The organism is Methyloglobulus sp. (genome assembly GCF_040079455.1).
Taxonomy (GTDB): domain Bacteria; phylum Pseudomonadota; class Gammaproteobacteria; order Methylococcales; family Methylomonadaceae; genus Methyloglobulus.
This window is the reverse complement of sequence record NZ_JBEBKJ010000004.1, coordinates 64,725-84,032: the sequence shown is the minus strand read 5'-3', so window position 1 is coordinate 84,032 and position 19,308 is coordinate 64,725. Positions and strand designations below refer to the sequence as shown.

Annotated in this window: 16 protein-coding genes and 1 pseudogene; 7 read left to right on the top strand and 10 right to left on the bottom strand. The window is 43.6% G+C overall.

What is annotated here, in order from left to right; genetic code table 11:
- Window positions 1–230 precede the first annotated feature (230 nt).
- From ABL924_RS02080 to ABL924_RS02070, 3 genes are all read left to right on the top strand, one after another.
- Window positions 231–455 (top strand): IS1 family transposase, encoded by a 225-nt coding sequence (locus ABL924_RS02080; RefSeq protein WP_349025403.1) that lies wholly within the window; start codon window positions 231–233, stop codon window positions 453–455.
- A 188-nt stretch (window positions 456–643) separates the two neighbouring features.
- Entirely contained in the window at window positions 644–1,264 is a 621-nt protein-coding gene (locus ABL924_RS02075; protein WP_349025402.1) for a hypothetical protein, read from the top strand.
- 73 nt (window positions 1,265–1,337) lie between these two features.
- Window positions 1,338–2,450: an AI-2E family transporter gene (locus ABL924_RS02070; RefSeq protein WP_349025401.1), complete on the top strand. Its 1,113-nt coding sequence runs from the start codon at window positions 1,338–1,340 to the stop codon at window positions 2,448–2,450.
- Window positions 2,451–2,721: 271 nt separating this feature from the next.
- Here the strand turns inward: ABL924_RS02070 and ABL924_RS02065 are convergent.
- Window positions 2,722–2,877: pseudogene (locus ABL924_RS02065) on the bottom strand (ATP-binding protein); the annotation flags it as partial.
- A gap of 283 nt (window positions 2,878–3,160) precedes the next feature.
- Between ABL924_RS02065 and ABL924_RS02060 the strand changes: the two are divergent.
- Both ABL924_RS02060 and ABL924_RS02055 read left to right on the top strand, forming a co-directional pair.
- The gene (locus ABL924_RS02060; protein ID WP_349025400.1) at window positions 3,161–3,394 is read left to right on the top strand and encodes a hypothetical protein; all 234 of its coding nucleotides are present in this window, start codon (window positions 3,161–3,163) and stop codon (window positions 3,392–3,394) included.
- 258 nt (window positions 3,395–3,652) lie between these two features.
- A complete protein-coding gene (locus ABL924_RS02055; RefSeq protein ID WP_349025399.1) occupies window positions 3,653–4,360 on the top strand; it encodes a ComF family protein in 708 nt (235 codons plus the stop codon).
- Window positions 4,361–4,533: 173 nt separating this feature from the next.
- On the opposite strand, the gene def is transcribed toward ABL924_RS02055, so the two are convergent.
- From def to mutS, 7 genes are all read right to left on the bottom strand, one after another.
- Complete coding sequence (gene def, locus ABL924_RS02050; RefSeq protein WP_349025398.1) at window positions 4,534–5,058, bottom strand: peptide deformylase; 525 nt, start codon at window positions 5,056–5,058, stop codon at window positions 4,534–4,536.
- 2 nt (window positions 5,059–5,060) lie between these two features.
- Window positions 5,061–7,151 carry a polyphosphate kinase 1 gene (ppk1, locus tag ABL924_RS02045; protein ID WP_349025397.1) on the bottom strand — a complete coding sequence of 697 codons (2,091 nt, stop codon included), beginning with the start codon at window positions 7,149–7,151 and terminating at the stop codon, window positions 5,061–5,063.
- A gap of 32 nt (window positions 7,152–7,183) precedes the next feature.
- Window positions 7,184–7,843: a class I SAM-dependent methyltransferase gene (locus ABL924_RS02040; RefSeq protein WP_349025396.1), complete on the bottom strand. Its 660-nt coding sequence runs from the start codon at window positions 7,841–7,843 to the stop codon at window positions 7,184–7,186.
- Complete coding sequence (locus ABL924_RS02035; protein WP_349025395.1) at window positions 7,843–8,745, bottom strand: pyridoxal-phosphate dependent enzyme; 903 nt, start codon at window positions 8,743–8,745, stop codon at window positions 7,843–7,845. The genes ABL924_RS02040 and ABL924_RS02035 overlap by 1 nt, the downstream gene beginning before the upstream one ends.
- Before the next feature lie 254 nt (window positions 8,746–8,999).
- Window positions 9,000–9,434: a hypothetical protein gene (locus tag ABL924_RS02030; RefSeq protein ID WP_349025394.1), complete on the bottom strand. Its 435-nt coding sequence runs from the start codon at window positions 9,432–9,434 to the stop codon at window positions 9,000–9,002.
- A 456-nt stretch (window positions 9,435–9,890) separates the two neighbouring features.
- The gene (locus ABL924_RS02025) at window positions 9,891–10,280 is read right to left on the bottom strand and encodes a 4a-hydroxytetrahydrobiopterin dehydratase (RefSeq protein WP_349025393.1); all 390 of its coding nucleotides are present in this window, start codon (window positions 10,278–10,280) and stop codon (window positions 9,891–9,893) included.
- A gap of 232 nt (window positions 10,281–10,512) precedes the next feature.
- Window positions 10,513–13,083 carry a DNA mismatch repair protein MutS gene (mutS, locus tag ABL924_RS02020; RefSeq protein WP_349025392.1) on the bottom strand — a complete coding sequence of 857 codons (2,571 nt, stop codon included), beginning with the start codon at window positions 13,081–13,083 and terminating at the stop codon, window positions 10,513–10,515.
- Between the two features lie 36 nt (window positions 13,084–13,119).
- On the opposite strand from mutS, the gene ABL924_RS02015 reads away from it, so the two are divergent.
- Complete coding sequence (locus tag ABL924_RS02015; RefSeq protein WP_349025391.1) at window positions 13,120–13,638, top strand: CinA family protein; 519 nt, start codon at window positions 13,120–13,122, stop codon at window positions 13,636–13,638.
- Window positions 13,639–13,872: 234 nt separating this feature from the next.
- Complete coding sequence (locus tag ABL924_RS02010; protein ID WP_349025390.1) at window positions 13,873–16,146, top strand: tetratricopeptide repeat protein; 2,274 nt, start codon at window positions 13,873–13,875, stop codon at window positions 16,144–16,146.
- Window positions 16,147–16,711: 565 nt separating this feature from the next.
- Here ABL924_RS02010 and ABL924_RS02005 read toward each other — a convergent pair.
- Together ABL924_RS02005 and rlmKL are read right to left on the bottom strand one after the other, a co-directional pair.
- Complete coding sequence (locus tag ABL924_RS02005) at window positions 16,712–16,996, bottom strand: acylphosphatase (RefSeq protein ID WP_349025389.1); 285 nt, start codon at window positions 16,994–16,996, stop codon at window positions 16,712–16,714.
- Window positions 16,993–19,284 carry a bifunctional 23S rRNA (guanine(2069)-N(7))-methyltransferase RlmK/23S rRNA (guanine(2445)-N(2))-methyltransferase RlmL gene (rlmKL, locus tag ABL924_RS02000; protein ID WP_349025388.1) on the bottom strand — a complete coding sequence of 764 codons (2,292 nt, stop codon included), beginning with the start codon at window positions 19,282–19,284 and terminating at the stop codon, window positions 16,993–16,995. The genes ABL924_RS02005 and rlmKL overlap by 4 nt, the downstream gene beginning before the upstream one ends.
- Between the last annotated feature and the right edge of the window lie 24 nt (window positions 19,285–19,308).

The window sequence follows — 19,308 nt, the reverse complement described above, 5'->3', positions numbered from 1 at the left end:
GAGGGAGAAAGAGCTTTTTGAATTTTTAGAGATCCTCTTAATTCAAATGAATAAGCGCAGCTTGCGTTACTTGTGATTATAAAGCAAACCGTATTAAGTCCCAATATTATGGTGTTTGGCAGGATAACAGGAGTGGTGGAATCCCTAAAAATCCCATCATCCCAACCTACTCACTTCAGGAGAGGGGTTTTTGAATTGGTAATGGGCTAAACCTGTAGTTTGTTGTATTAATGGATGACTTGGATGCCTACGAGCGCGATTTGGACACCGAAAAGCATGAGGTTGGCAAGCAGAATACCCAGAAGATAGAACGTAAAAACTTGAATCTATGGACGTGGATAAAGCGATTAACTCGAGAAACGATTTGCTTTTCGAAATCGGTCGTAATGCATGATACTGTCATCGGGTTGTTGATCAATAAGGTCGAATTTGGAATTGATATTCATGCAAAATAGCAGGTTTAACCCATTACCTAACAGAGATTGATGCCTGTGGAAAAGTATTAATGGGTCTAAGAGTTTTAAGCAAGTTGTATTATGATATTCGCTAAAATCCCACAATTTCTTATTCAGCTTATTGATTTAATGGTATTTAATATTTGTTATGCTGGAGTAGAAAACTCGCATCTACATAGGCTCTAAAAATGGATAATAATGACTCGGATGAGAAAAACACGGCTCAATCCCTAAATCAAGCTAAGAAAGTGCAAGCCAAGCAAAAAAAGCGCGGCTACAGTGATTTCTTTGCTTGGCCAGTAGATCGACAGCTTGAAGAATGGGCTATCGTGGATTCTCTAAAAGAGTCGCTGGAGAAAGCCGACGCTGGGTTTTTTAACTCCCTTGTCGCACGAGGGCAGGGCAATGATCCGCCGGATTGCGAAGCGATGCTGTTTGAAGGCGGCAGGTTAGGTATTGAAGTGACAGAGTTGGTCGATCCTGTGGCAATTATGGCGCATAAAAATGGAGATTCTGCACAACCGGCACAATGGAACGAAATAAAGCTTGTAAAATCAATCAGTCAACGCCTTGAAGTGAAGGATGCCTCCACAAATATCAAAGGTGGACCTTATGAGAGATATATCCTCGTCATTCATACCGACGAACCCGCGTTAAGCTTCGATTACACGCATTCGATATTGTCTGAATACATCTTTAACTATTGCGCACTTATCAATCGTGCCTTTTTATTGATGTCCTACGATGAGAAATACCGGTGCTGTCCTTTTATCGAATTAAATATCAAGGTCAGAACATTAAGTAAGTAGCAGTTTTCATAGGTATAAGCGGTTTATTGGAGTTAGAATGTAAGCCAGTAAAAGCATTATTAACTGGGCATAAATGAATACCGACCCCTATTTTGTCAGCTCGCGATTTTTGAAAGAACGGTTTAACCGTTTTTTGCCCAATTCACAGGCTTTTTCACTCGCTATTATTCTGTTGGTCAGCTTTATGCTGATTTATTTCTTGTCCGATTTGTTAAAGCCGGTTTACGTGTCAGTCGTCTTGGCTTATTTTTTGGAAGGATTGGTAGACAGGATTGAAAACATGGGTTTGCCACGATTAGTTGCCGTTGGCCTTGTGTTTTCGGGTTTCATGGCGGGCTTGGTTTTCCTTTTATTTTATTTGATGCCCATCATTACGCAGCAGGCCGTCGAATTAGTTCAACATATACCTGCTTTCATCAGCAGAATGCAAACGCAAATCATGCGTTTGCCGGAAAAATATCCACAGTTTATTAATGAAAATAAAATCCAAGAAATCATGTTTACCCTGCAAAAGGAATTGCTAGTTTACGGACAAAACGTGCTGACAATTTCGGCGGCATCGGTAGTAGGCTTGGCTAGTGCGTTGGTGTACTTATTTTTGGTGCCCATGATGGTGTTTTTCTTTTTAAAAGATAAAAACGTTTTGGTAGGCTGGGTGTTGCAGTACTTGCCACGGGACAGGCATCTAAGCGTAAGAGTTTGGGAAGAGATTGAAATACAAATCGCCAATTACGTACGTGGAAAATTTGCCGAAATTTTCATTTTGTGGGTGGTCAGCTATATAACTTATGAAACCATGGGGTTGAATTACGCCATGTTGTTGTCGGTTTTGATGGGCTTATCGGTAATAATTCCTTACATCGGCGCGACTTTGGTAACTTTCCCTGTACTCCTGGTCGCCTATTTTCAGTGGGGTTTGGGTGACGACCGCTTTATGTATATAGTTATCGCTTATTCAGTCATCCAGGCATTAGACGGTGTGGTTTTGGTGCCGGTATTATTTTCTGAAGCGGTCAATTTACATGCTATCGCCATCATTATTGCCATCTTGTTTTTTGGTGGGCTGTGGGGGTTTTGGGGCGTGTTTTTGGCTATCCCTCTCGCTACGGTTGTCAAAGCCGTGTTGACGGCTTGGCCGCAGATTGATGGACATGCTACCTGGGGTTTAGGGAGCAATGGAACGTAAAACCCGGTTAAGTTGTATCTTAATTAGCGATAAACAAAACTATAGGGAATCTCTAATAGTCCCCTCTCCCTCTGGGAGAGGGCTAGGGTGAGGGATATAATTGCTTGATTTTATTACCCTCATCCCGACCTTCTCCCAGAGGGAGAAGGAGCTTTTTGAATTTTTAGAGATTCCCTATAATTAACACCAGTGGTGCGCCAATCAGCTTCGAAAAGTATCCATTAAAAGTATCCGTTAACAGCGTCGAACGCTGTGTAGTTTGATTTTTGGACTATTCCGTTTTCAGTTCCTTTATCCGTTGTTTAAGCCGATAAGACTTATTTCCTGTTTCCAGGATGTCACAGTGGTGAGTAATACGATCTAACAAAGCCGTTGTCATTTTGGCATCGCCAAATACCTGTCCCCATTCACCGAACACCAGGTTGGTTATGGCTCTGGTCTATCAGGAGAGATTAAAATTACCCTTTTTTTAACCGATTATTGAACTCAAAGAAATTATGAGGATAATTAAACGGAATTATTACCATCTAAAACTGGTAATAATTCATAGAAATCGCGAGTAGTTCACGGTATAAAGTAGGCAATTCTTCTACATTATGCGTGTACCTCCTAAAAACAAATGGATTTTATGTTGTGCAAGGACGCACTCTTTTTAAGTCGTACCGTGTAGAAAATGATCCATTCCGTTAACGTAGATTGAGGGAAGCAAAATGAACAATCAATTTCTTGAGAACGCAACCGGCTTTAACCGAGTTGTAGATTCCGTAAAAATAGTGGCTGGAGAAAATTCAGAAATCCCGCTAACGCAGGTTTTACTTATCAGCCGAGTACTCTTTGCTGTGGTGATGATCGGCTTTATCGGCTATTTTTTCGACCGCATCAAGCAGTCGTTATTCCCCGTGGAGAGCAAAGCGAAAACGGATAATCGCCGGAGCGAGCGATAATACTGAGCGTTTTTGCTACAAGTAGTGCTGGATGTGCTAACAAAATCAGTTGCGCTAAGCAATTGATTGCTAGAAGGTCAAACGAGACTTGGCCTTTGCTTTCGCTGACAAATCTGGGATGGATTTGTCAGCGTGTGGAAATACGCATAGCCTTTAAGCACCAGTCTTTACTAACACTCCCATATTTACAAACAGTTGGTGACATCCTGTTACAATGGGTTCTGATGGTAAAAATGATTACATTACTAACCTATTTAGATGAAAAAAGTTTACAACTGGCTTGATACTATACAAAGTCACCTTCTTCCGCCTATTTGTATTTTGTGTGGTAACCTTGGGTCTGGTGCGTTGGATCTCTGTGCATTCTGCTACAAACACTTACCAAGAAATAATCTTTGCTGTTACCGTTGTGCGGAAATATTAACCGCCCCTATCGTTGTGCCAACGCTCTGCGGTCATTGTATAAGCGAAAGCCCCGCTTTTAATGAAACTTATGCGCCCTTTATTCATCAAGAAGAAATCCGGCATTTAATTACTGGATTAAAATTCGGCGCACAATTTAAGAATGCCCGCTTACTCGGCGCACTATTAGCTGAACATTTACAAAAAACCGCAGAAAAACCCGATTGTATTATCCCAGTACCTCTGCACAGCTCCCGCTACCATCAGCGGGGATTCAATCAAGCACTGGAAATTGCCAGAACGGTATCTAAAAAATTACAAATCCCGATAGATTTTTTAAGTTGCTTGCGAGATAAAGACACACCCCATCAAACCGGATTATCCGCAAAAAAACGCCGCCAAAATTTACGTCTCGCATTTTCAGTACGGAAACCTATACATGCCCATCATGTTGCGATTCTTGATGATGTCATGACAACGGGTTCTACAGCTAATGCTCTAGCAACAGTATTAAAAAAAGCTGGGGTAAGTCGCGTTGATATGTGGGTTTGCGCAAGAGCTTAAATCAAGTGTAAGCCTTTATTTAATATGACTATTTGATGACAAAAATGTCCCGTTGGATTCTGTTTGGTACACTAAAAGACAATATTGGCGCTTTAGCCAGTATCCATCAGGGATTTGGCTTACTATCACACTGTCAAACGGAGAAGTAGTTGTTTGAATTTTTAGAGATTCTCTTATACGAATAACTTAAAATACTCGCTTTCAGAAATAATATCTGCGGTGCTTTCGACCCGATCAAGATAGACCTTCCCTTCCAGATGATCGACTTCATGTTGAAAAACCCTGGCAACAAAATCTTCGAGCATTTGCTCAACAAAATTACCCTGTTGGTCAATGTATTGGGCTTGAATAGCTTTATACCGAGGCACTAATGCACGTATGCCTGGAATGCTCAAACAACCTTCCCAATCTTTTTCCTTATCGTCTGATAAGGCTTCGAATACCGGATTAATCATCACCGTTGGGTTCATCAGCGGCGCGGTTGGATAGCGTGTTGTCGGACGTGACGCGACGATAATAATCCGCTTGAGCTGGCTGATTTGCGGTGCAGCTAGACCAACACCTTGGGTTATTGCCAAAGCAGCCTGCATGTCCTCGATGATTTGCCGAATGTCTGAGCTATTAACTTGCTCTACTATTTCGGCATGTTGCCTTAACACTTTTGCCCCAAGCTGGGCGATTTCACAGGATGAAGTCATTTTTAACTTTGTAACTCCTCTAACAGTACAGCTTGTGCTTGTATCGCAACCTCACCGTCTTTACGGCGGATTTGTTCATAACTACCATCAGGTTTTAGCAGCCACGATTGGCTATTATCGTTCAGATAAGTATCTAGGTCATGCAATATGCGGTTATGTAAGCGTTTGTTTTCAATGGGGAAGCAAGTTTCCACGCGCTGGAACATATTACGGTTCATTAAGTCGGCACTGGAGGCATAAACTTCCCAAACACCGTCATTGGCAAACGCATAAACTCGGGCATGTTCCAGAAAACGCCCGATGATGGAGCGCACTTCTATGTTTTCTGAGACACCCGGTATTCCCGGTTTTAGACAGCAAATGCCCCGAACGATGAGTTTAATTTTGACCCCAGCCTGTGATGCACGGTAAAGCGCCTGAATGACGAGGTCTTCAACAATAGCATTCACCTTGAAGATAATTTTAGCGAGTTTACCTTCGTTGGCGTACAAAATCTCCCGTTCAATTTTTTCAATAATGCCTCTATGCAGGGTAAAAGGCGATTGTAATAGTTTATTTAATTTACTTACTTTTCCTAGGCTTGTCAGTTGTGCGAAGACTCGCCTAACATCTTCGCCTAAATCTTTATCGCAGGAAAATAAACCATAATCCGTGTACATCAGCGCTGTTTTAGGGTGGTAATTACCAGTGCCTAAATGTACATAATTACGTAACTCTTTGCCTTCTCTTTTTAGTACCAGACACATTTTGGCATGGGTTTTATAGCCTACCACACCATACACGACGTGAACCGCTGCTTCCTGTAGTTTGGCTGCCAAACTGATATTGTCTTTCTCGTCAAATCTTGCCCTTAACTCGATGACAACAGTCACTTCCTTACCTGCTCTTGCCGCTTTGATTAAGGCACTGACGATGGGCGAATCTGCACCAGTACGATAAAGCGTTTGCTTGATTGCCAGCACATCGGGCGCAACAGCAGCCTGACGCAAGAACTCAACGACTGGCGAAAAGGATTCAAAAGGGTGATGCAGTAAAATGTCATGACGTTTGATAGCGGCGAAAATGTCTTTATTCCGTGCTAGTTGCGGCGGAACAATAGGTTTGAACGGCGTAAACGTAAGGTCTGGACGATCAACTAGGGCAATTATTTCTTGCACTCGATTAAGGTTAACTGGTCCATCTACTAAAAAGAGGCGATCTCGCGTCATTTCAAACCGATCTAGCAAGAAGCTGACGGTTTCATCAGGACACATGGCATCAATTTCCAGGCGCACTTCATCCCCGTAATTACGCATCGCCAATTCGCCTTGTACCGCCAGTAATAAATCGTCGATGGCATCGTCATCAACAAAAAAATCGCTGTTTCGCGTCACTCGGAACTGGTAGCAACCCTTAACGGTCATGCCATTAAACAACTCGCCGACAAAGGCATGAATGATGGATGATAAAAACACGAAATCGGTGGCGCCGCTTTGGGTTTCTTCTGCCGGAAACTGGATGATACGCGGCAGTGATCGGGGGGCTTGTAAAATAGCACGTCCGCTATTCCTGCCAAAGGCATCTTTGCCCGTCAGCGAGACGATGAAGTTTAAGCTCTTGTTTAAAATCCGTGGAAAAGGATGGGCAGAATCCAATCCTACTGGAGATAAAATGGGCAATAGCTGATCATTGAAGTAGGTTTGCAGCCATTTTTGCTGCACTTCCGTCCAGTCATTACGACGAATAAAGTTGATATTTTCCTGCTTAAGTTTTGGGATCAATACGTCATTAAGCACCCGATATTGTTCATTGACCAATTCATGGGCATTAGTCGCGATAAGTTCCAGTTGTTCATTCGGATTTAAACCATCCTGCCCGATTGCTTTGGGATCAATAGCCGCCATTTGTATCACGCCGGCAACACGAACCTCGTAAAACTCATCAAGATTGGAACACGAAATACAAAGATAATTGAGCTGTTCCAATAGCGGTACATTTTCATCTTTGGCCTGCGCCAATACCCGTTTATTGAACTCGAGCAGACTGAGTTCGCGGTTGATGTAGAATTCAGGCTTTTGCAGATCGATGGATTCCATCTTCTCTTTCGTAGTCATATTAAGCGTTGTGATGTCGTGTCAAATCAATGTTAGGGCATGATGCCTGATACAAAAACATGCCGATCACTGATTTTCTCGACAGCTAGCGACACCCCAGCTTGAGCTATTTGAGCGTTGATTTCTTTAAGGGTAAATGCCGCCAACAAGGAATTATAAAAATCCTGTTGTAATATTTTAGGTTCGGTTATGGCATACATTTCCACCAGCGTTCTTGCCATACTAACCGAACCAGGCCGAAGTAAATCCATAATGACGATACGTGTACCGGGTTTAGAGTATTTCTTTACCACTTGCCAAAGTATTTGGGGGTCTGGAAGATGATGCAATACACTGTTGCTTAAGATAATGTCATAATTCTCAACTGATAATTCGGTATCTGGCAGTTTCCCATGAATAAAATTCAGCCGCGACTTGAATTCCGGGCTACTAGCATTTACGGCATAATCTATCATGGCTTTAGAGCCATCAATTGCATCAATCGTACACAAGGGGAATGCCTTGGCAAAGCGACGACTGATATCGCCAGGGCCACAACCTAAATCCAGCGCTTTTCCGTTAAATTTCGGTTCATTCACAAATGCCTTTAACCGCTGTATAAATTCACTATGCGGCTTTTCAAAATCAGCTTCCGCATAAGCGTTAACTTGATTTGCATCTTCCATTAACTCAGGTTCTAATTCTCTTTGCATCAGACGTAACCTCTTTTCCCCTGTAAACCTCCGGTATGTATCGCAATAACACGATGCCCAGGCTTAAAATAATCTTTTGAAATCAAATCGTAGAGTCCGTACAGCATTTTTCCGGTATATACGGGTTCCAATGGAATTGAAGTTTTTTGCTCAAATTCTGTCATAAATAGGGCTAATTTTGGGTTAAGTTTAGCAAAACCACCGAAATGGTAAGCATGAAATATTTCCCACAGATGAAATTCTCCAGTTAGCAATGATTGCACATCCGACTGCAAAAAGTCAGCGTTTTTTAATGCGGCTAAACCCAACACTGAAACTTCCTTGGAAACGGCGTTGATTAGCCCTGCGAAAGTTGTACCCGTCCCACAAGCCACACACAAGGTATCATAAGGGATGTCAATTTCTTCGACCAATTCCGCAACGCCTTTTAATGCCAAACCAGTAGCACCGCCTTCTGGTAACCAGAATTGATTGGGCTTTAATCCTGGTAAGTCTTGCCAATGTCTGTAGCTCCTGTAGTGTCGATAGTCCGAGCGCGGTATAAAACGCAGATCCATTCCCCAATTTTCCATATCTTCTAAGGTGGGTGTCAATGATGTTGGGCGTTCGCCACGAATGATGCCGATGGTTTTCAGATCTAATATTTTTCCTACATATGCCAATACGTGCAGGTGGTTTGAATAAGCTCCACCCATGCTGATAATTGTATCCGCACCTAGCGACAAAGCTTCATTCAGATTATATTTGAGCTTACGCCATTTGTTTCCAGAAATGACGGGATGTAAGAGGTCGTCACGTTTAAGCCAAAGATTGACATCATGCTTTTCAAGCAAAGGATCATCAATTTTAGTCAGAGCTGATCGTTCAAAGGTTCGTTCTATTTTAACCAGTTCGGAATGCATAAATTCGTAAGGAAACCCCCCTATTAATCGCAATTTAAATCACCATTGCAGTTTTGACTCCATGGCTAAGAGATTGTATTCATTAATAACTGCAAATAACTGTGCAATGGAGATCAGTTGTGTAAATTTTTCTGCATAATTGGCAAAATGAGTTCATATTGGATCATCGCGTTTGCAAGCATAAAAAAAGTCACAATTGACCACCCCTATAGCTTCTCACAAACAACAAAGTTACAGTTTGCGACGGTTGAATTTTATATGTCCATGAACAGCATCGGAATTCCGTAAGTTAAAACAAAATAACTAAAGGCCAACATAATACTAAGGCTCATTTGGAAGGAAAGTAGTTGTCGGAAAATATAACTGACAATTGCTATATACCACCCAACTAAAAAAACACCTAAAGCAATTGAAATTTCTTCCGCAGCATCATGATGGTTCATCACCATCCCAAAATACATAGCTTCGGTAGCAGTGGCCAGCGTCATAATAAAGTTTTCGCACACAAAAATTGCAGTGAATAATTGGTTGTAATAACGCCATTTCTTTGTTACCAGCAATATCGTTGCGACGGTCGAAAATGCCATGATGGTTCGCAAGAAAACCTCCAGTGAGCCATCAGCAGGATCGGAAATCAGACCCTCAACAATACACCCTGAAATAAGGTAGAACGCCACCGTTTTCCACATAAACGATTTTGTGGGAATAAGATCGGCGGGGTTATTAATAAAAAAACACAGTGCAAGGTATTTGCGTAATAAAGTCATGATCGAAATATTTTTGTACTCGAGAGGAGCAAGGAAGTTTAATGGGTTTCAAAAAAACCCATCATTATAACCGCAAAAATCAAGTAAGTAGCTCATGACCGTTATCGATTACGTTTGTAGTCGTCAACTAAAACAGGATGCCTTCTCAGGCCGTTCTTTCTTAAAGAACGGCCATTCAAATTCCAATGGGAAACTAAAGTTGAGTGCGTACGTTTAGCATTCTAAAGCGCCAGGCAATCAATGATGATAAGCTTAGCTAATTCTTTAGATCTGAACTTTTCGGTGTCAATTGTTAACGCTCGGATGGGAATCCCGACCAATTAAGACAGTGTATTAAATCTTAGTTTAACGACGCAGTTTGCTTTCGATTTCTTAAAATCAATCAATCTCATATTTAATGTATTTAAACCTCGGATCATCAGGGGTTCCTTCTAAGGCACCACCGTCTTTTCCAGGCTGCCACATAATTACGTCTTCGATTTTTTTTGCCAACTCGAAATCTTTGTTAGTTATGCCTTTAGCTGCATGGTTCATCAATTTTACAATGACGAAGGCGTAAGAAATGGAGATATCAGGATGATGAAATGCGGCTTCGGCTAAGTGTCCTACAGTATTTACGACCATCAGCGTAGACTTCCAGCCGCTAGTCTTAAACTTACGGCGAATCCAACCTTTTTCTAAATACCAGCAAGGTAACGTTTCTTTTAGCCGATCTTCTATTTCAGCTTCAGTATAAGTTTCTTCTTGTTTGTGTTCTCTCCACCCCATTTTTTTGACCCCGTGTTTAAAGTAAGTTGGTATATAGGCTGTTGTATTTCTACTACCTGTCTTTTATTTTGACATTATAACTCTATCCTTAACCTACTTTATATAGAATCTGAAGTCGTAGCACCAGCACTTAAATAATATTTTATCAATATGATATATAAAGAAAAATGTTGTGGAATAAAGGTGGCGCTAATTTCAATATGACTAGTTTACAATCAAACAATTTAAACGTTTAAATCAGCCCTTTCAGTTTATAGATAAGTTCCAAAGCCTGCTTGGGGCTGAGATCATCAGGATTAACGTCCTCAAGTAACGTAATAGCTGGATGGCTTTCCTGGTTTGCGAACAAATCCAGCTGGTTTGTGCTTGATTCTGCTTGCTGCTCGATATAAGCTTTATCTTCCAGATTGCGTAGCTTGATTTTGGCTTTATCGATGACAGACTGGGGTACACCCGCTAAGGAAGCGACCTGTAGACCGTAACTTTGGTTGGCAGGGCCGTCTTTGACCGCATGGAGAAAGATAATCTTATCGCCATGTTCCATTGCATCCAGATGCACGTTAGCGATAGTTTTTTGTTCGTCTGCTAGGGTTGTCAATTCAAAATAATGGGTGGCAAACAAGGTAAAAGCTTTAGTTTCCTTAGCCAAATAGTCAGCACACGCCCAGGCTAATGAAAGCCCGTCGAACGTGCTGGTGCCACGGCCTATTTCATCCATTAATATCAAGCTGTTAGCTGTTGCATTATGTAAGATGTTGGCGGTTTCTGACATTTCAACCATGAATGTAGAACGTCCGCTCGCCAAATCGTCCGATGCGCCAATGCGGGTAAATATCTTGTCGATTGGGCCGCAAATCAGGTTTTTGGCTGGCACGTAACAACCGATATGGGCGATCAGGACAATCAGCGCGGTTTGGCGCATGTAAGTCGATTTGCCTCCCATATTGGGGCCGGTAATCACGAGCATCCGGCGTTTATTGGACAAGGATAAGTCGTTGGCGACAAAAGGCGTGTCCGAAACTTGCTCGACCACTAAGTGTCTACCGCCTTCGATATATATGCCGGGTCTGTCCGATGTGAGCGTTGGCTGCGACAAATTCAGCGTGTAAGAGCGTTCTGCAAAGTTGGTCAATACATCCAATTCAGCCAGAGCTGCGGCGCATTGTTGCAAAGGCAGTAAGTCTATCGCAATTTGGGTCAATAACTGGTCATACAAGGCTTTTTCAAAAGACAGAGATTTTTCTTTGGCACTGAGGACTTTATCCTCAAATGCCTTTAATTCCTCAGTAATATAGCGTTCCGCACCTTTTAGGGTTTGCTTTCGAGTGTAATGGGGCGGGATTTTGTCAGCATGTAAATGAGAAATCTCGAGATAATAGCCATGCACACGGTTGTAGTTGACCTTAAGCGTGTTGATGCCAGTTGCCAGTCTTTCCCTACTTTCCATGTCGAGCAGATATTGGTCGGCGTTTTGGCTCAAGTTCCTGAGTTCATCCAATTCCTGGTTGTATCCAGCCGCAATTACGCCGCCATCTCGGATCAATACGGGCGGATTTTCGACGATTGCTTGCTGCAATAAAGCCAGCAGGGCAGGATATTCCCCGATGTTTTGCAACAATGAGGTTAGGTGGGGGTTGTCGCAGCAAGAAAGTACAGCTTGTAAGTCAGGCAAAACAGCTAATGTATTCCGTAGCACTAGCAAATCGCGTGGCCGAGCGGATTTCAAGGCGATCCGAGAACTAATCCGTTCAATATCGCCCACTCGGCGCAAGTGAATTTGTAGGTCTTTGTACAGCTTGCCATCGAGCAAACTGGAGATACAGGCATATCGGTGTTTGAGAATCTGATGGTCGCGCAACGGCCTGTTGAGCCAGCGTCGCAGACAGCGGCTACCCATGGCGGTCGCGGTCTTATCCAGTACACCCAGTAAGGTAAATTCTGTTTGTCTGGTCGGGTGAAAATCCAGTTCAAGATTACGGCGGCTGGCAGCATCCAGCACAATGCTGTCGCTGCTGCTTTCCGTGCTGATGCCTTGAATATGGGGGAGGGCACTTTGTTGGGTATCTTTAATGTATTGAAGCAAAGCCCCAGCGGCGGCAATGGCAGAGGGTAAGTCGTCACAGCCATAACCTTTCAAGTCCAGCGCGTTGAATTGCTTTAGCACCAACAAACGTGCGCTTTCCGGTTCAAAATGCCAAGGCGGTCGTCTACATAAGCCTCTGCGTTGTTTCAGGCTTGAAGGAAGTATCCAGCCTTCACTGAACAACAATTCTGCCGGATTAAGCCTGCCGATTTCACTCAGCAACTGATCTTCGGTATCGACTTGCTGTAACACGAAACGTCCGCTGGTCACATCCAGACTGGCAATTCCGTATTTAGCATCAAAACCACACACAGCAACCAGCAAATTATCCTTACGGTCTTCCAGCAAGGCCTCATCTGTGACGGTTCCAGGCGTGACAATACGTACCACCTTACGATCAACTGGCCCTTTACTGGTTGCCGGATCACCAATTTGTTCGCAAATCGCCACCGATTCGCCATGTTTCAACAACTTGGCTAGATAACCTTCAGCAGCATGATACGGGATACCTGCCATCGCAATCGGAACGCCAGCCGATTGACCCCGGCTGGTTAAGGTAATATCGAGTATTTGCGAGGCTTTTTTGGCATCATCGTAAAATAACTCATAAAAATCACCCATGCGGTAAAACAGCAGGGTATCGGGATGTTCCGCCTTGATACGTAAAAATTGTTGCATCATTGGCGTGTGTGGGCTGGCGGCTTTTTGCTCTATACTCATAGCCCTATTTTATCTGAACTCCAGGGAGTCCACAGCATGGATAATGAGTTATTTGAATTGGCAGAACGATTAGGGCAAAGCTTAAAAGCCAAAGGCCACAAAATCGCCACGGCAGAATCCTGTACAGGCGGCTGGATTGCCCAAGCCATTACCGAAGTGCCAGGTAGTTCCGCCTGGTTCGACAGGGGCTTTGTCACTTACAGCAACAACGCAAAAATACAAATGCTGGACGTTAATCCTCAGGCTTTGGTGGAATATGGCGCGGTAAGTGCAGAAGTCGCACAGCAAATGGCTGTGGGTGCTTTGGCAAACAGCGAGGCAGATTGGGCGATTGCAGTAACGGGCATAGCAGGACCAGATGGCGGTAGCGAAGAAAAACCCGTAGGTACGGTTTACATTGCTTGGCAGAGTAAAACCGGTATTTCGAAGGTAAAAAAGCTGCAACTGTCAGGAAACAGGCAGCACATTAGGGAGCAGACCGTAATCAAATCGATTGAGGGCGTGCTGATTTATACCAATCCCAATAAGTTGTTACATTATACCCCCTCATCCTAACCTTCTCCCTTTGGAGAAGGTATTAATGAAAGCTTATTGGGATTGGTATTACTTCGGTAACTCATAAGCCATTCGATAGGTTAAATAGCCAAGGGGCATAAAGGCGAACGGACGTTAAGACTTCTCAAGACCGAATAGATAAGCGGCATATAAACGCTGTTATCGGCTTAGTCATCATGCTAACCTTGCTGCCGTAAATTAATTCCATACCTTCATTCTGCCTACTACTCCTTTATGAAAATATTTCGCGCATTATTGGACTGGTTTAAACGCTTAGACGCAGCCCTCAAAATTACGCTCGTGTTGGGTGTGGGTGGTTTGTTTTTTACCGCCACAGACCAGCTTATCACCTTACTTAAAGCTGATCCGCCCGATAAGCCAGTCGTCACGCAACCCACTAATAATCAGACGACCAACAACAACCCGAATTCAGGCATCCAAAGCAGCCCCGGTGCTGTTCAAAAAACCACTACCGGTTCCGAATCACCAATAATCGACGCATCGGGTGGAAACGTTGATATTTACTACAACAATTACCAAAAGTCACAAGATTACAAAGACTTAAAAGGTGAAGTTGATAGACTAGATGCCGCCATCAAAACCGCACAACAACACATCGTGCAATACCCCAACGATAACAGCTTTACCCAAGAACTCAGCAAATTTTCCAACGACAGCCAAGTTGCCCAAAAAAAACTGGCAGATTTCACCCGGGACATCCTGAAATTAGCGGAGGAAATCCATAAAATTCCCCTCAATACCGAACGCTTACGCTTAGCCAAACGCTATTTTGAGGCCGGTGATTTTAAACAAGCCAGGGCAGGGTTGGATGCTGAAATAATGGGCAAAGAACAGGCTGCGCTGCTCAAAGAACAGCAGCATGTAAACGCCAAACAAGCAGACATTAGCCAGCACTTGGCTAACAATGCCGAAGAATTTATGCTGAAAGCCCAATTGACGGCGATTGACTACAGCCTGGGGGCCGAGCGTATTGCCAAAACCAGCGACTTTTTTGAGCAGGCGTTAAAAGCTGATAAAACCCCGGAACGGATATTCGATTATGCCTATTTCCTGGGAGAAAACAACCAATTCTCTGCATCAGAAAAGCGATATGTCGAAGCCTTGGTTAACTACCGTGAACTGGCCAAGGCTAAACCGTCGCTTTACCAACCTTATGTGGCATCAACGCTCGACAACTTAGCACTTTTAATGGGTGCTGAATCCCAAAAGCGCAACGAAGCAGAAAAAATGTATAGGGAGGCGTTGACTCTCCGCCGTGAACTGGCCAAAGCCAACCCATCAGTATCTCAGTCTCCGTTGGCTAATACCCTAAACAATCTGGCCAATTTGGTGGGAGATGACTTCCAGAGGCTTAGCGAGGCAGAAAAACTCTATGGAGAGGCGCTTGCTATCCGCCGCGTACTCGCCGAAGCCAACCCGCCAGTATTCCAGTCTGATTTGGCTGATACTCTCAACAATCTGGCGCTTTTGATGAGCAATGATTCCCAACGACTTAACGAAGCAGAAAAATTGTATGGAGAAGCGTTGAGTAGTTACCGTAATCTGGCTAAAGCTAATCCCGAGGAGTATCAATCTTCTGTGGTGAGGACACTCAACAACTTGGCGGTGCTGGTTAAAGCCGATCCGCAACGGCGCATTGAGGCGGAAACTCTGTTTGTAGAAGCATTGGGTGGCTACCGCGAACTGGCAAAGGTAAACTCCTTGGTATACCAACCTGATGTGGCAATGACGCTCAACAACCTAGCAGATTTAGTGGGTTATGAGACACAACGCCGCAGTAAAGCGGAAAAACTATTTGGGGAAGCGTTGGCTATCTATCGTGAACTAGATAGAGTAAATCCATCCATATATCGGCTACAAATGACAATAACGCTCAATAATCTGGCACTATTGGTAGAAGCTGACCCCAATCGGCATAGTGAAGCGGAACAGTTGTATGAGGAAACACTAGCTATCCGCCGTCAACTAGCCAAAGCCAACCCATCTGTATATCTGCCTAAAGTGGCAAATACGCTCAACAACCTGGCACTTTTGGTGAGTACAGACCCGAATCGCCACAGCGAGGCGGAAAAGCAGTATAGGGAAGCATTGATTAGCTACCGTGAACTGGCTAAGGCCACCCCCTCGGTATACCAGCCCTATGTGGCGAATACTCTCAACAATCTTGCAAACTTAATCAGTACTAAATCAAATTGGCGCGGCGAAACGGAAAAACTGTATAGGGAAGCACTGGTTATCCGCCGTGAACTAGTCAAGACTAACTCCTCGGTATACCAGCCTGATTTAATGGATACACTCGCGTCATTTGGGATAAGTTATTTCAACTGGAAGCAACCCAAACAAGCTTTACCTTATCTTAATGAAGCCAGCGACATCCTGCGGCCTTATGCCGAACAACAGCCGAATGTGTTTGGTAAGAAATATAAAATTATTATGCAGTTACTGGCAGACGCGAAGCAGCAGGCTTCTGTTTTGAAAGTCCCCTGAGATACCATAAGTATCTACACAACTTTTCAATATAACAAAAACAATGGTTTGCCAAATCATCAAACCCCCTCTCCTGCTGGAGAGGGATGGGGTGAGGAGAATAAAATCAACTGTTTATACTCCCTCATCCCGACCTTCTCCCTTAAGGGAGAAGGGGCAGATACTTGTGTAGATACCTATACTGAGATACCCAGTAAAATGTCTGCTACATTTTTGGCTCTATGTGATTTATAGTGGGTAGAGAGCTTAAGGTTGCTAACAAATAGTGATATAAAAGTGAGTCCGTTCGTCCTGAGCTTGTCGAAGGATGGACGGTCTTACTTTGAGCCAAGCGCAACTTTATGGTTAGCCATTATCTAACAATATCTATTTTATATTCATATCAATATATTGATTTTACAATGCTTTTATTTATAAATCTGATATGTTGACAGCCAGAATGATGTTGCCTTGTATCAAACTTAATCTTCAATTGGAGGGCTTGTGGATTTTTCCATTCATCCTTCGACAAGCTCAGGACGAACGGAAAAACCCACAAGCCCTAATGTTATTTACCCACTCGATTTCACATAGAGCCAATAATTTCGAACAAGGTGAATTCGGCTTCATTCGCCTGTATTTCACAAAGTTCGACAAGATCGACACGAGCCGTAATCGGACCTTTGTGGCACCACTGAATGAAGGGCTCCAAGATGTCTGCTTCAGCTTGGGCGATAATTTCTACACGGCCATCTTCCCTGTTTCTGATCGTCCCTTTTATGCCTAAGTCCTGGGCTTTGTTTTTGGTAAATCGGCGAAAATAAACGCCCTGAACCCGGCCAGAAATCAGGATATTAACTGTGCGTGTCATTTCGTAATCCTCCAGCAATAATGAATTTTAGGATTACGGATAAAATCCTCTGGAATGGTTTGGGCGGTTATATCTTCAATTGTTAAGGGTGTAAGTGCCGCTTGGTCGATCTTAAAACGTCGAAAATTGGTAGAAAAATACAATACGCCATCAGGTGCTAACAAGGTCGCCGCCTGTTGAATTAATGTGACATGATCTTGTTGGATGTCGAAAACATCTTCCATGCGTTTGGAGTTGGAAAATGTCGGTGGATCGAGAAAGATTAGTTCGTACTGGCGCGGGTAGGAATGAGACGATTCTGACGTCAACCAATCCAGGCAATCGGCCTGTATAAACTCATGTTCGTCGGTGGTTTGGTTAAGTGCTAAATTGGTTTTTGCCCAATCCACATAGGTCTTCGACATATCCACAGTTGTAGTCGTGAGAGCGCCGCCTACCGCAGCATGAATGGTCACGCTGCCGGTATAAGCAAACAGGTTAAGAAAGCGTTTGCCCTTAGCTTGTTGCTGGATCAGCAAACGCATAGGACGATGATCCAGAAATAAACCGGTGTCCAGATAATCGGTGAAATTGACCTGCAACTTACAGCCGTGTTCTTCGATGACATGAAAATGCCCTAGCTCGCCCAGTTTTTGGTATTGATCGGTATTTTTCTGTTTGCGGCGTATTTTTAAAAACACATGATCGGGTGCAACACCCAGCACTTTTGGAATTTCCGCTAACAGTGCAGCCAATCGCTGAGTGGCTTTGAACGGATCAATGCTTTTTGGTGGATCGTATTCCTGAACATTTACCCAGGTTTCTTTGCCTTGGTATAAGTCAATAGCGACGGCGAATTCTGGCAAATCGGCATCGTAAATTCGATAACAACTGATGTTGTTTCTTTTTTTCCAAGACGATAGTTTTTTCAGGTTTTTTTGCAAACGATTGGCAAAGCTTACCGCTCCCTGCTCACGTTCCTTATTTACCTCCCTGTAATCAAGGCTTTCCCCGCCAAGCTCATTATCTTTGTCTGCTTTCCTATGAGTGGATGTTTTCGTACTGCTATCGTTTTGTTGTGTCGTTGCGGCTTCAATTACCAAGGCGATACGTTCCTCGGTAGTTTTGGGTTTTGGGACAAAAAAAGCGGTATCTACAATCGTCATTCGAAGCAATTTACATTCCAATGCGCCATTGTAAAAAGTGGCGGGTTTTTGCGAGCGAATACCCAAACGGAAGCCTAATTCGGGATTGCTGATAATCATCGCCGCTTGCCAATGATTAAAATGCGCTTTCAAGGAATCACCAAATTTTTTGTACAACTCTGCGGTTTCTTGTTCATCACCTAAGCGTTCGCCGTAGGGAGGATTGCAGATTACCAGCCCTGGTTTCCAGCTTGTAGCCGGTGCAGCATCTGCAATATCACGGCATTCAAGATGAATTTTGTTCTGTAGCCCAGCGTTTGTAATATGGGCTAGAGCCGCGTTGATGTTTCGGCTGTCTTTATCAAAGCCTATGATAGTGGGTAACTTAGCTAGGCCAGCGGTTTTACGTTGCTTGGCTTCATCCAGTAAGGTTTGCCAGCTACCTGCATCATGCTTCTTCCAGCCCTTAAAGCCATAATAACTACGTAGTAAGCCCGGTGCATAATCGGCGGCTATCATCGCGCCTTCCACCAATAAAGTGCCAGAACCACACATGGGGTCAATCAACGTACCACTTTGTTTGGCTATGCTTGGCCAACGACTTCGTATCAACAAGGCTGCCGCCAGATTTTCCTTGATAGGGGCTTTGATGGTGGTGTCGCGGTAACCACGACGGTGCAGGCTTTCTCCTGATAAATCCAGACTAAGCACTGCATTTTCGCCATTCAAGTTAACATTGATCCGAATATCGGGCTGTTCCGTGTCAATATTAGGACGCATCTGAAATTTCGCCCGCATCTGATCAACGACAGCATCCTTAACCTTTAATGCGCCAAAATGCGTGTTGTTGATTGCTTGTGAGTTCTTAGCATTAAACGTTACCGCAAAACTGCCTTCTGGTTTTAGATGTTCAAACCAGTTGGTTTTGCTTATGCCCTGATACAGGTCGTCCTGACTTGTAACCTTAAACGTGCTAAGTTGCAGCAATACCCTGTTAGCGATTCTTGACCATAAACAGACCCGATAAGCGGTTGACAAATCGCCCTCGAAATACGCCCCAGCGATAGTCGATTTGACATTGATAGCGGCTAGTGTGCGTAGTTCATCAGCAAGGATGTCTTCCATTGCTTTAGGGGTGGTGGCGAAGAGTTGATAATTTGGCATGGTTAAAATGAAAAAGCCTTGCTT

Excerpts from the sequence above, each read along its gene's own strand:
- ABL924_RS02055 (WP_349025399.1), top strand. The coding sequence starts at position 3,653 with ATGAAAAAAGTTTACAACTGGCTTGATACTATACAAAGTCACCTTCTT.
- ABL924_RS02070 (WP_349025401.1), top strand. The coding sequence starts at position 1,338 with ATGAATACCGACCCCTATTTTGTCAGCTCGCGATTTTTGAAAGAACGG.
- ABL924_RS02010 (WP_349025390.1), top strand. The coding sequence starts at position 13,873 with ATGAAAATATTTCGCGCATTATTGGACTGGTTTAAACGCTTAGACGCA.
- rlmKL (WP_349025388.1), bottom strand. The coding sequence starts at position 19,284 with ATGCCAAATTATCAACTCTTCGCCACCACCCCTAAAGCAATGGAAGAC.
- ABL924_RS02025 (WP_349025393.1), bottom strand. The coding sequence starts at position 10,280 with ATGGGGTGGAGAGAACACAAACAAGAAGAAACTTATACTGAAGCTGAA.
- ABL924_RS02030 (WP_349025394.1), bottom strand. The coding sequence starts at position 9,434 with ATGTGGAAAACGGTGGCGTTCTACCTTATTTCAGGGTGTATTGTTGAG.
- ABL924_RS02060 (WP_349025400.1), top strand. The coding sequence starts at position 3,161 with ATGAACAATCAATTTCTTGAGAACGCAACCGGCTTTAACCGAGTTGTA.
- ABL924_RS02015 (WP_349025391.1), top strand. The coding sequence starts at position 13,120 with ATGGATAATGAGTTATTTGAATTGGCAGAACGATTAGGGCAAAGCTTA.
- mutS (WP_349025392.1), bottom strand. The coding sequence starts at position 13,083 with ATGAGTATAGAGCAAAAAGCCGCCAGCCCACACACGCCAATGATGCAA.
- ABL924_RS02075 (WP_349025402.1), top strand. The coding sequence starts at position 644 with ATGGATAATAATGACTCGGATGAGAAAAACACGGCTCAATCCCTAAAT.
- ABL924_RS02080 (WP_349025403.1), top strand. The coding sequence starts at position 231 with ATGGATGACTTGGATGCCTACGAGCGCGATTTGGACACCGAAAAGCAT.
- ppk1 (WP_349025397.1), bottom strand. The coding sequence starts at position 7,151 with ATGACTACGAAAGAGAAGATGGAATCCATCGATCTGCAAAAGCCTGAA.
- def (WP_349025398.1), bottom strand. The coding sequence starts at position 5,058 with ATGACTTCATCCTGTGAAATCGCCCAGCTTGGGGCAAAAGTGTTAAGG.
- ABL924_RS02005 (WP_349025389.1), bottom strand. The coding sequence starts at position 16,996 with ATGACACGCACAGTTAATATCCTGATTTCTGGCCGGGTTCAGGGCGTT.
- ABL924_RS02035 (WP_349025395.1), bottom strand. The coding sequence starts at position 8,745 with ATGCATTCCGAACTGGTTAAAATAGAACGAACCTTTGAACGATCAGCT.
- ABL924_RS02040 (WP_349025396.1), bottom strand. The coding sequence starts at position 7,843 with ATGCAAAGAGAATTAGAACCTGAGTTAATGGAAGATGCAAATCAAGTT.